The sequence below is a fragment of the Peribacillus sp. SRI_006 genome (assembly GCF_057586375.1).
This window is the reverse complement of the sequence record NZ_JBYCZT010000017.1, coordinates 1-12,471: the sequence shown is the minus strand read 5'-3', so window position 1 is coordinate 12,471 and position 12,471 is coordinate 1. Positions and strand designations below refer to the sequence as shown.

At 34.9% G+C, this 12,471-nt stretch carries 12 protein-coding genes; 2 read left to right on the top strand and 10 right to left on the bottom strand.

Going from position 1 to position 12,471, the window contains the following annotated elements; all coding sequences use genetic code 11:
• Positions 1-32 precede the first annotated feature (32 nt).
• The 9 genes from AC2YHV_RS22235 to AC2YHV_RS22195 all read right to left on the bottom strand — a co-directional run bounded on the left by AC2YHV_RS22235 (position 33) and on the right by AC2YHV_RS22195 (position 8,859).
• Positions 33-683 (bottom strand): class I SAM-dependent methyltransferase, encoded by a 651-nt coding sequence (locus AC2YHV_RS22235; RefSeq protein WP_487374179.1) that lies wholly within the window; start codon positions 681-683, stop codon positions 33-35.
• Between the two features lie 348 nt (positions 684-1,031).
• Positions 1,032-1,430, bottom strand: coding sequence for a hypothetical protein (locus AC2YHV_RS22230; protein WP_487374178.1), 399 nt, complete (start codon positions 1,428-1,430; stop codon positions 1,032-1,034).
• Positions 1,431-1,806: 376 nt separating this feature from the next.
• Positions 1,807-2,439 (bottom strand): type 1 glutamine amidotransferase family protein, encoded by a 633-nt coding sequence (locus AC2YHV_RS22225; protein ID WP_487374177.1) that lies wholly within the window; start codon positions 2,437-2,439, stop codon positions 1,807-1,809.
• A 209-nt stretch (positions 2,440-2,648) separates the two neighbouring features.
• The gene (locus AC2YHV_RS22220) at positions 2,649-3,059 is read right to left on the bottom strand and encodes a hypothetical protein (protein ID WP_487374176.1); all 411 of its coding nucleotides are present in this window, start codon (positions 3,057-3,059) and stop codon (positions 2,649-2,651) included.
• A 233-nt stretch (positions 3,060-3,292) separates the two neighbouring features.
• A complete protein-coding gene (locus AC2YHV_RS22215; RefSeq protein WP_487374175.1) occupies positions 3,293-3,973 on the bottom strand; it encodes a hypothetical protein in 681 nt (226 codons plus the stop codon).
• A 706-nt stretch (positions 3,974-4,679) separates the two neighbouring features.
• Entirely contained in the window at positions 4,680-5,039 is a 360-nt protein-coding gene (locus AC2YHV_RS22210) for a hypothetical protein (RefSeq protein WP_487374174.1), read from the bottom strand.
• Positions 5,040-5,886: 847 nt separating this feature from the next.
• The gene (locus AC2YHV_RS22205) at positions 5,887-6,453 is read right to left on the bottom strand and encodes a hypothetical protein (protein WP_239859428.1); all 567 of its coding nucleotides are present in this window, start codon (positions 6,451-6,453) and stop codon (positions 5,887-5,889) included.
• 293 nt (positions 6,454-6,746) lie between these two features.
• Positions 6,747-8,018 (bottom strand): MFS transporter, encoded by a 1,272-nt coding sequence (locus AC2YHV_RS22200; protein WP_057277108.1) that lies wholly within the window; start codon positions 8,016-8,018, stop codon positions 6,747-6,749.
• A gap of 85 nt (positions 8,019-8,103) precedes the next feature.
• The gene (locus tag AC2YHV_RS22195; protein ID WP_487374173.1) at positions 8,104-8,859 is read right to left on the bottom strand and encodes a class I SAM-dependent methyltransferase; all 756 of its coding nucleotides are present in this window, start codon (positions 8,857-8,859) and stop codon (positions 8,104-8,106) included.
• Between the two features lie 871 nt (positions 8,860-9,730).
• On the opposite strand from AC2YHV_RS22195, the gene proC reads away from it, so the two are divergent.
• Both proC and AC2YHV_RS22185 read left to right on the top strand, forming a co-directional pair.
• Complete coding sequence (gene proC / locus AC2YHV_RS22190) at positions 9,731-10,630, top strand: pyrroline-5-carboxylate reductase (protein WP_487374172.1); 900 nt, start codon at positions 9,731-9,733, stop codon at positions 10,628-10,630.
• Between the two features lie 73 nt (positions 10,631-10,703).
• Positions 10,704-11,762 (top strand): YkvI family membrane protein, encoded by a 1,059-nt coding sequence (locus tag AC2YHV_RS22185; RefSeq protein ID WP_487374171.1) that lies wholly within the window; start codon positions 10,704-10,706, stop codon positions 11,760-11,762.
• Positions 11,763-12,126: 364 nt separating this feature from the next.
• Here the strand turns inward: AC2YHV_RS22185 and AC2YHV_RS22180 are convergent, their stop codons facing one another.
• Positions 12,127-12,375 (bottom strand): hypothetical protein, encoded by a 249-nt coding sequence (locus AC2YHV_RS22180; protein ID WP_187050130.1) that lies wholly within the window; start codon positions 12,373-12,375, stop codon positions 12,127-12,129.
• Between the last annotated feature and the right edge of the window lie 96 nt (positions 12,376-12,471).

Sequence of the window (12,471 nt, the reverse complement as noted above, 5' to 3'; positions counted from 1 at the left end):
ACAGTTATTAGTGAGTAAGAACGATAACTTTTTTAAGACTTTTGTGACATTATTTCTAATGTGCTATGGAAATGAGGTTTACTGTGCGAAATGTCTAAAGAGTAAGATTGAGATAAGCTTATCGTTTTATAATCCGCAAAAAAGCCTTCTAATTCACTTCTTGTAAAATAATGAAGAAACATATTTGAACTTTCATTATAAAACGTATGCTCTGCTAACTGTTCATACTTCTCTGGAGCTTTCTTTCTACCTGGTTCTTTATCATCAAAGGCATTAATATATACCAACCCATTTTTATGCAACCCATTTTTCACCTTTTCGATAATAATTTTAATATCATTATCAGGAAAAAAATTAAGTACATTAGAAAGTATGATTAAAGAATATTTATTTGGTTCAATCTCAAATGAAGTAATATCTTGAACTTTAGCTTTAACATTTAAATTGTGCTCTTTTGAAAGTTCCAAACATCGTTCTACTGCTGTTTCCGAAATATCAATACCCTCAACAACAAATCCCTGTTTAGCAAAAAAAAAGGCATTTCTTCCTTCTCCAATACCTATATCTAAAACCTCTCCGTTTTCAGGAAGCATTTCAACATATTGAGATAAGATACTATTAGGATTGAATCCCCATAAACTATCAACATTTTTATATTCTTTCTCCCATATATTTTGTTTCATTTTTGTCACCCTGCATTTAACCTCCCCTAGTAAATCCAAAAATATCGTTACCTTAATTTTACCATACATTCCATAATACCCTAATCAACTAAGTGCCCCGTTGTTGCATAAAAAAAGCCACCTTAAAGGCAGCTCCGATCTTCAGCTAACGCACCCGTTAGTTCACTAAGATTAAGTTTTATTAAAATATGTATTTTAATGATACAAATGGTTGGTATTATGTAATAAGTCCTGGAGCTGATATTTATAACTGATTTAAAAAAAGAGCTGCGCGTATAGTCAGTTTTATTGACTATTACGCTCAGCTCTTTTAAATTTCATTATTTTGTTGACCTTAATTTCCAATCATTAAGGATTTAAGTTAGGTTTTTGAAATCTGTAATTAATATCATATTGAATAGCACGGTTTAAATTACTTTTTATATGTTCATGGGTTTCCTTATTGATTTTGTCTTCATTGAGCTGTTTATCTAATTGAGCAGTCATCTCGTTTGATAAAAAATTAATTAAAGATTGTTTTGAAATGCCTTGATTTTCAGCAATTTCTGCCATAGTCTTTCCTGCCTTAATTGAATTTGTATATTCCTGCTCAGTTATATTCAAAAAGCTATATAGACGATTGTAATTAGGCGTATATTCAAAAACAATCTTTTGATTTTGATTAGATAACGATTGAGCTCGTACATTATCTGCAGTTGAAATGGTTAAGGAAAACAATAAAATAAAAACAGCTATTTTATAAAACACCGGATCATCACTCCTCTTTACTATATTTTTATCCTGAAATTTTTTTTTATGTAAGGTTTATAAAAGGGCTTTAAATCAGGAAAGGGTTGTTATCTGAATTAGATAAATGAGTTTGAAAATTCAGCTTGACATGTTAGTCGAATAACATAAAATTGCTTATGCAACTAACCTGCCCCGATAGTTGCATAAAGAAAAAGCTGCCTTAAAGACAGCTCCGATCTTCAGCTAACGCACCCGTTAGTTTAAGTACAATCATTCACAATCTCTATTAACTTCTCTAAAATTTTTAAGTTATGTACTAAAACTATACTTTGGCATCGCATAAAGTATAGAGGTTATTTCAAGTAAAATAAAACTGCCAAGTTGATTTTTAAAATCACTTATTTATTGAGTTCATTAGTTGGAAGAAGTATTCAGGTTTGTGAGTCTTATTTAGGTTATACCACGAGTGTAATGTATCTGGTGCAAATACATCTAATTTTTTCAGTACTTCCATCGCAAATTCCAAAGCAGCTACTCCCGATGCAGTAACCAAATTTTCACCCGTTACTACAGGTTCCATCTCATAAAAATTTTCTCCTTTATAATTAGGACAGACCATTTTAATATACTCTAAGCTATTGCTTGTATGCTTTCTAGAATCTAGATATCCCATATTCGCTAGTCCCTCAGTAGCACCACAAATAGCAGCAACAATAGTGCCAAGCTTTAAAACCTCGCCAATTTTTTTCAAGATAGGTTGATGAATAGCTTCTCCCCAAGTATTCCCTCCAGGTAGAATTACAAGATCTTTACTATCAAAGTTACATTCATCAAGAGAAATATCTGGTTTTATACTCAGTCCCCCCATCGTTGTAATAATTTCTTTATTCGCTCCTACTGTAATTACTTTTAAAGGTGCTAAATCTTTTTTGAAATATCTTCCTGAATTTAGTTCAGCAATTAAATATCCATATTCCCAGTCTGACATTGTATTAAATACATATAGATAAACTTTTTTTATTTTCATCTACTAACACTCCAATCATAATTTTCATAGTTTATTTTTTCCACATCAAAAGCTACTCCACCAAAAAAGAACGTACGTTCCTTTTAATGCAATTATATTCCACAATTAACCAATAGTCAATTTCTTATGGAACTATCCTGCCCCTTTAGTTTCATAAGAAAAAGCTGCCTTAAAGACAGCTCCGATCTTCAGCTAAAGCACAGAAGCCTTTATTTTTCAAATCTCACTAACGTTTTTTCTGGTATTTCAATCCGGTCAATATCAAAGTTATTGATTTGGAGAGTTATCTCACCCTCTCGCTTATCAGTTTCATCTCCAATCCAACAGCTATACAGTTCAAAATAATCCCCTTTTTCAAGATAGCTGTCCATTCTTTTGCAAAGTTCTAACAGTTTTACTTTTGATTCAGCACAGGTTTCTTGATTCATATATTCCGAAATCTCAATTCCCCAATGACTTGATACCTCGTAAACATAAGGGTTAGTAAACTGATGTTTTTTTAAATTTTGCAGTTCGCTATCTCCTGCAAAACATCTTCCAATGTAAAAAGAATCATCTGAATATTCATCATCGTTAATAGGTAATTCTATATTACAGCCAATGTAGGAAGCTAAACTCATTCTTACCGACTCCTTTGATAATCCTTTTTAAACTATTCTGCCCCTATAGTTGCATAAGAAAAGGAGCTGCTGATCAGTTCCTGGTAATGAAGTAATGCACCCGTAAGTTGAACAAGAATAGTATATTAATCTATTGCAGGTTTACTATGTAACCAATGTACTAACAAAAAAGACCTTCAATTGAAGTTACTCATATGAGGAACAATGTGGATAAAGGCCCCTCCGTTAATGTATCAATAAGACCATTTCTCATCATCTGTAACCCACTGATTTTTCTTTAAATCAAAGGATTCATAATCATCGTGAAGAGAAAAGTAGGCTGGCAATGTGATTGCTTGTCCATCTGCTTTTTTCCAGCAATCTGCGACCCAAGTAGCAAACGCTTGTTTTTCTGCAAGGTTAAGTTCCTCTTCATTTTTTTCGTAGAAATCCCAAAAGTCATTCGTTTGATTACCTAAAAGGTGGGTGTATCTTACATTTTCAATCATACCCAGACTACCTGCAAAGATAGAAGAATCCTTACTCTCGTTAAAGACTTCATTAGCTTGTCTATCCATTGAGAACATAGTAATGGATAAGTTAAACTCGGAAGGATCTTCTACAAATGCTACAAAATCCAATAATTCCACTTTAGAGTAAATGGTGTATTTATGTAACTCCTTTATATTACTGATTAATGTTTCCGATTTTGCATCAAGGTTTTCTTCGACTGACTTTATATAACTGTCCACCGTATAAAGAGATTTAGTTTCGTTTACTTCTTCTGAAGAGAGCTCTTCAACATCTGTCGGTTCCTCAGCATGTGCACTTTCTTCGACTGGAGCCTTTTTATCTACTGCTTTTTCTTCTTGCATACATGCACCAAGCAATCCAATTGAGATAACACTTGCTGCTAAAATAAAATAATTTCTCATAACAATTTTTCCCCATTTTTTCTCATATAGTAAATATTAACTAATCCATCTTATTCTAATTGAACTAGAAAAGCACTAGGATTATTTTGAGTACCTAAACAAAAAACTTTAATAAATAAATAGAAAGGGCATGTTTTGAAAAAAGATTATCAAAACATGCCCTTATACTACTATTCTTTTATAAAAACGCTGATCTTTTTTGTCTTCTATAATCAACTAACGCACCCATTAGTTGAAAAAGGTACTTACAGTATAACTTTAATTATCATAGTTAGAAACATAATAAACAATAAAACTAAATGCATCCATACAATACATTTTACGATTAATTCTGCCCAGACTTTCTTTCGTAAACCATAGTAAAGGACAATAGAAAAAACTAAGAGACTGATTATTCCACGAAGGATACTACCATCTACAAAGAATAAAACTACATTTATCAATACGGATATAATAAATAATATGACATATGCCTTATATATCTTTTCTTTTCTTTTTACCTCGTGTTGGTATTGATACATCACTTTTGACCTCGTGTTCCTCATATTCTTGTTGAATAATTGATTATACCTTCTTTTACTAACCTGCCCCGATAGTTGCATAAAGAAAGAGCTGCCATAAAGACAGCTCCGATCTTCAGCTAACGCACCCGTTAGTTCATTAAGAAAAGCGATTCTTATCCTTTTGTTGAATACTTACTTCACCGTTACATCTGTGATATACCGATTATGAATAAAGCGAAAACAAAGCTAATAAAAGTAAAACCAGCAAGGGGAACTGCAAAGGCTTTGTTGTTCCTAAACTCAAATATTGTAAATAAGCCACCTAAAGCACAAACAATAAACCATATTGGGATAAAAATTAAGTCTGCAACATTAACAGGAAGCAATGTATAAAAACCTGTAATGTATAATATCCAATTAATAATTAATAGACCGAATATACAATAAGACCACTTATAAGGAGGTGAACCTTTCCCATATTTTCTAACCATTAGTAATGGAAAAACGAAGATAATAACTAATATAGCTCCAAAAAGTCCAATTAAAATCGAAGTTAACCCCAAAAAACATACTCCTTTCGCATTGAATTATTCAATGACTCTGTCTCTTTAACGAAATGGTGCAATCCTTTTTTTAAGATAGGCACCAGTCAATAAAGAAGCACCCACTTTATTTATTATTATTATAAAACAATTATTTATCGTTTACCAATAAATAATTGTTTTATTTTGATGTATTTGTATCGTTTAACTAATATCCTATTCTCTTTTAATGAAATAAAAAAGCATCTCTAATTAGATAGAGATACTTTAAAAAATATAGTGGATCTTAAACAACCCTACCTCGTTTAAGTACAATCCTCCACAATCTGGCCCTTTAATGGAAAAACATGACTGCCGTTTTTAAACAACTTTATTATGTTTTAAACTTAATGTCACTTAACAGTATTCCTTATGAAACTATCCTGCCCCGTTAGTTCATTAAGAAAAAACTGCCTTAAAGACAGCTCCTAAAGCACCTAAAATTAATCATTTGGATTTATTATGGCTAAAACCTGCTTTATGGTCCCGAAAGCTTTGATAAAACGCTGATTACTCTTATACCAAATTGCTTTGCCTTGGTTTCCAAAATCAATGCCACTAAAAATCCAATATCAAAATAAAAAAATCGATATCCTTAAATCTATATTCGGTATCGATCTGCCGATAAAAAAACCAGTATTGCAGCTATAACTAAACAACAGTCAATATCAAAGGTATTGCTTCTTGTTTGTTCAATTTTCTTGTATTTTCCAAAACTTCACCCCTCCCCTCACAATGTCAAAATTCACCTAAATGAAAAAGAACAATTTTTATACTTGGAATAATAAAAATAAAAAGCCCTTCTCACACGAGAGGGGCTTTTTTGTTATTAATATTCACTTACAGAATAGCTTTTGTATGTTAACTTGTTGTTTTCAAAAACCGTATAAAAATCTGTGTCATTAGTGTCACTGTAACGGCTCCAGGTATAATCTTTTTGGGTAATGCCGCCATATGTATATGTTGATTCCAATTTCATATATTCACCTGTGATAGATACCGTTTGATTATAAGTCATTCCTTTTTTTACATTCGTATATTCATTGTAAGTTATACCATTTTTAATAGGAGTAAAGAAATATCCTTTGGCTGTTTTTGTATACTTGACCCACTTTGTTCCTACTTTATCATAATCTACAAATGTTACTGTAGCATATGAAAAGTTTTTATTTGTTGCATATGGAGTTAACGTTACAGCTTTAGTTGTTTTTGCATTAATTGTATTACCTTTATAATCTTGAACCTTATAGGTAGTACCTACTAAGGCGCTCTTATAGAAAGTTGAACCGATCGGCTTAGTTACTGTTGCAGCTTCTCCTTTATTTGCTCCAACTCCTGCCAGTAATCCTAGAGCTAATACTCCTACGGTTAATGCCTTTGCTAGTTTTTTCATCATAATTTCTCCCCCAACCCGTTAGTTCTTATGAATTTATATGTACATTTGTAGCATTCCTATTATTATTATAATCTACAGATTGCTCATCAATCAATGCTACAATAATTATGAGCTGGTAAACTTTGTTCATTTCTCCAATGCTATTGCACAAAACAGAGCACCCCTTCGAGGATGGAGGGGATTTTTTGTATGGCAAAAAAGGGGGAAACGTTTCAAGCGTTCCAAAATGACCTTCAAAAGCCATTTCCTGTACGATAGGAAATGACTTTTTTTACTTATTATATGGCTTCTTTTTATTTTTCACTTCCCCGAGACCAGATGACCACTGGAATCAATAATAAAGATAATAACCCTCCGATAAATGATAATGCTGTATAACTTGAGCCGGCCACAATCATTCCAGATAAGGCTCCACCAGAGGCTCCTGATAATGCAATTAAAACATCCACCGTACCTTGGGTTTTAGCCCGATTCGAAGTGTCAGTTGAATCAACAATAAGAGCCGTCCCACTTATTAAACCGAAATTCCATCCTAATCCAAGTAAAGAAAGGGCAATAACTAGGAGAATCATAGAATCGCCTGGTGCAATCGCCGATATTAAACCGGCCAGAAGCAGCGTAGCTCCAGAGGCAATAGCCATGGCAGTACGGCCAAACTTATCAACAAGGACACCTGTAACCAGTGAAGGAAGATACATGGCCGCTATATGAAATCCTATAACGAGACCTATTTCACCCAAGTCATGTCCATGATGTCTCATATGAACTGGCGTCATGGTCATTATGGCCACCATTACAATTTGAGTAAGAACCATAATTGCCGCACCAACAATAATTCCTCTTTTGTTTACCATTTGTTCAGTATCAGCCGAATATCCTAATCGATTACTTTCTTGTTTGGACGCTTCTATTGTTCTTGCTATAACTAATGGGTCTGGGCGAAGTAAAACGAAAAGGACAAGACCTGCCAAGATAAATGCTGCCGCTGATAAAATGAAAGGACCAGCGAGTGAAGGAACGCCAATAGAAAGAGCAAAATCCCCCATTACATTCACTAAATTCGGACCGGCAACTGCACCAAATGTTGTAAACACCATGGTAATACTGATGGCAGTGGCTCGCTGTTTATTGTTAGCCAAGTCCGTACCAGCGTAGCGAGCCTGTAAATTTGTCGCAGTTCCTGCACCATAGATGAGCAGGGAAGCAAATAAAAGGAAAACGCTATTTATGATGGCTGCCGTTATGACTCCTATCGCTCCAAGCCCACCTATCAAAAAACCAGCTGTTAGACCTGTACGGCGACCGTAACGTTGAGAAAGTCTCCCTACGATTAAAGCAGCCCCGGCAGATCCTAAAGTAAATAAACCCGATGGAACTCCAGCAAATGCATCTGTGCCAAGCATTTGTTGTGCAAGAAGTGCCCCCACCGTAACTCCAGCAGCTAACCCGGCACCGCCAAAAATTTGTGAAATACTTATAATAATTAATGTACGTTTGTATAACATTTTTTGTTTTTCTTGGGAATCAGCATAACTCTGGTTCATTTGATATGTTTTACTGGACATTTGCTAAGACCTCATTCATCATTCTGTAATTTCCCCCCACCGTGTACACCTTCCTCTAGTTGATTTTATAATATTTTTATAACCTTTACTTTTTTAGTTTAAAAACTATAAAATCAGCACATCTGAACTCTTCTTCAAATGAAGGATATTTTTCTAATATCTCTTTTGATGGCTTAGGTTCTATTATGCTTTCTAAAATAAAACCTGTTTTGATTAAAGTGTTTATATAACTTGTTAATGTTCTATGAAAGAATAGCATTTTTTCTTTATCACCTAAACGTTGTTCATATACACCTTCATAAAAATATTTATCTACGTTCCAATGCAGTTTTTTACCGCCCTTTGTTTTTTCCCAACCACTTTCTGGAGTAACAAAACAAGGATGTAAAATCGAAAATATAAAACAGCCTCCATCTACTAATAGACGATACATTTCCTGAAATGCTTTTTCGTAATCCGCAAGATCTTGAATGACCATATTGGATACTATTAAATCGAAACTTTTGTCCTCTAAAGAATTCAAGTCCTCACAATTACCCTGCCTATAATCAATCAACAAATCATTCGGGGTTCTTTCTTTAGCAATTTCTATCATCCGTGATGAATAATCCACAGCCGTTACAGTCGCTTCGGACCTCGCTAACATTCGACTTAAATACCCCTCACCACACCCGGCATCTAACACGTTTTTATTCCTTACCGTTTCCATAAGTGATAATAAAGTTGGATTTAAAAAACCTTCTTTATGAAGATCTCCTTGCTCGGTATGATTTTCAGAATATGTATCCGCGAAACTATCCCACCTTCTACTCGCTTCTTCTGTACCAATATTCTGATTCATGCTGACTCCCCTCCCTGTTCTTTTGCTTTAAATTCATTCCCCTGCCCTGATAGTTGCATTAATAAAAAGCTGCCTTAAAGACAGCTCCGATCTTTTGTTAATGCATGACTACCACATCTGTTCGTCCTTGTTACTTAGCTTATATATAAATGGCATCAAAATAATCACTAAAGCATACGCAGCTATTTCAAAAGCTAAGACATAACCTTTAGGTACACCATATGATATTAACGGTACAATCAATAAAGATATTAATATAAATTAGCTTAATAGCTTTCTTGTTTTCTTGGAAACGTATTGGGATGAATCACAGGATGAACATCTTAACTTCTTTTTAAAGGTAAACATTTTAAAAAAGGCCTCTATCGAACCCCATTTATAGCCACATTGCTGACAGGTTGGCAAGTGCAGCAAACTCCTTTAAATTAAATCAATATTACAAATTATATCATTTATTCCTAAACTATCCTGACTAGTTTGTTGTATAAAGAAAAAGCTGCCTTTAAAGACAGCTCCGATCTTTTGCTAACACACCCGTTAATTTAAGTACAACCCTTCACAAAATAACTTTGGAATAGGAAAAAGAGGTGCCGCAGTTACCTGGATTGTTCAACTCAGCTCCATATAGTTCAATAATTTTATTACGTTTTTCTTCCTAATATATCCGCAAATACCCCGATTACAGCCGATTATCCTTGATTAAATGACCTGACTGGCATGTAAGCCCCAAATGATAACGCTTCCCTTCACTATCTCGGCCTTTTCCTTGTGAATGTCCTCTCTTCCCTTGAATCTAAATCTCAGCATGTTACGATAACAAGGTTAAAAAATACGAACGGAATTACGAACAATGAACTTTTAGGAGGGCATAATGTTGAGAGATAAAACTGTTGCATTTTTAGGAGCCGGTTCGATGGCAGAGTCGATGATTTCAGGAATTGTGCAGATTGGGAGCATACCAGCAGAAAGAATTTATGTGACAAATCGCAGCAATCAATTACGACTCGAGGAAATGAATCACGTGTATGGAGTCCATACGGTCCATCAGGATGCATTACCTTATGAAGAAGTTGATTTCTTCATTTTGGCAATGAAGCCCCAGGGAGCAGCAGATGCTCTTGATGCACTCAAAGATAAAATAAGGGTGGATCAAGTTGTAATTTCTGTTTTAGCGGGCATTTCCACTGAATTCATGGAAAATCATCTACAGCTTGGACAGCAGGTTGTGCGGTTGATGCCAAATACGTCGAGCATGATCCGGGAGTCGGCAACCGCGTTATGTCCGGGAAGATATACAGCGATGGACAACGTGATAGCAGTGAAAGAACTGTTAGGCTGTATGGGAAAAGTGTTCTTAATTGAAGAAGAGCATATGGATATTTTTACAGGAATTGCAGGAAGCGGACCTGCTTACTTCTATTATTTAATGGAGCATATGGAACACGCTGGCGTTAAAAAGGGGATGGATGAAGCAATGGTCCGTGAGATTGTCGCCCAAACGATTTTAGGCGCAGCCAAGATGATTATGGTGAACGACGAGACACCGGCAAGTCTCAGAGAGAAAGTCACTTCACCAAATGGAACGACAGCATCCGGACTTGATGCGTTACGGAAAAATAATGGCGGCAGAGCCATTTCACAGGCGATTCATCATGCAGCGAAACGTTCGAAAGAGCTGAATGAAGAGATGGCAGTAGCGTACGGGAAATCGACTAATCCCCCGAGAGTACTGGGGAACTTCAGTACCATAAAAGGACGGTGTCTAAGTTAATCATCTCCATCAAATAACAATCCTATCAAATAGTTAAGAAAAAAATTTAAACGTAAGAAAAACGGAGGACAACATGAAGAGAATCCTTAAGATCGCTAGCGCTTTTATCGGAATTCTAGTCGGAGCAGGGTTCGCCTCAGGACAAGAAACCATGCTTTATTTTGTAAGCTTCGGGAACTTGGGCACAATTGGAGCTATCATTTCAGTCGCTATTTTTGCATATCTTGGAATGATTCTGATGAAGCTTGGCAGTCGTACACAAACAGATTCGCATCAGGAAGTAATTTATAAGATTTGTGGTCGCTTTCTCGGCTGTATCATTGATTATGTTCTGAACGCCATCCTATTTGGTATAGGAATTGTCATGATTGCGGGGTCAGGCTCGATCTTTGATCAGCAATTCGGATTACCTTCCTTTATAGGAACCATTGTTATGACTGTTCTTGTTATGATAACAGTTATGCTGAAAGTCGACCGTGTGATTAAGGTAATTGCATCCGTCACACCATTTCTGATTCTTGTCGTACTTTTTCTATTCATTTATAGTATGTTTACAATGAATTCATCGTTTACGTCACTTGAACCACATGCGCTGGAACAAAATTCAGCTGCGGGACATTGGCTTATATCTACAATAAACTATATTTCAATAACCATTGCAATGGGGGCTTCCATGACACTTGTTATGGGTGGAAATGAGCCCGATGAAAGGATATCATCCATTGGAGGGCTTACAGGAGGGATCGCTTTAGGTCTACTTCTTATAATTAGTCACCTTACTATTCTCTCAAATATTAATACTGTATCGGGCTTGGATATGCCCATGCTGGGAATCGCCAACAGTATTTCACCTCTCCTAGGTATTTTGTACTCTCTCGTTCTGTTCGCTATGATTTTCAATACGGCCGTCAGCATGTTCTACTCATTTGGAACACGCTTTTCAAATCCGCAGACCACAAAATTTAAAGTAATCGTTATTTCATCACTGTTGATAGGATTTATAGCAAGCTTCTTTGGCTTCACTAAACTTGTTTCCTCTCTCTATCCAATCTTTGGCTATATGGGAATTGTTCTTATTATCGTTCTCATCATTACTCCATTCCGAATGAGTCGATTAACGAAAGAAAATTAAATTAGGATTGTTTAACCAACCTTTCTACTCATGTGTAGAAAGGTTTTTTTGAGGAAATTCTGGTATTACCTTGTTTTATCAATATATAATTCTTCCTTATTCGCGAGGTGTGATAACTTCTGATAAAAACATTTTTTAAATTAAAATTGTTTGTCGCTGTTTGATGGCATCTTGTAACCAAACATCCCAAAAATCCGATTCTTTAAAAAAATCACTTTACCTTCTTGCAAAGGAATTTCTTCTTCATATTTTCCTCCTACCAAATTGATAAACTAACCTGCCCCGATAGTTCCACAAGAAAAAGCTGCCTTAAAGACAGCTCCGATCTTCAGATACGCACCTGTTAGTTGATTAAGGATGGTCTTTACACCATTAGATTATCAAATAAAATTCCTGAAAAAATTAACACCATCCCAATAATGATATGGACTTTTTTTTCATTCACTTTTGAATTTTCTAAAATAGTAAAGATGATTCCAATTAGGCCAATATATACAACACTTCTTATAAAATAAGATGTATTTACAAGAAAAAGGTTAGGAAACTTTTGATAAAGACCAGATGTAACACCCATAACAAACAAAAAAAGAGGAATTCTTAATTTCCAATACATTTCTTCACCCCATTTAATCAAGGAAATTATTCCATTATTTTATCATTAATCAATTCATAAATGAGTTATTAATGAACTAAACTGCCCCTTTAGTTC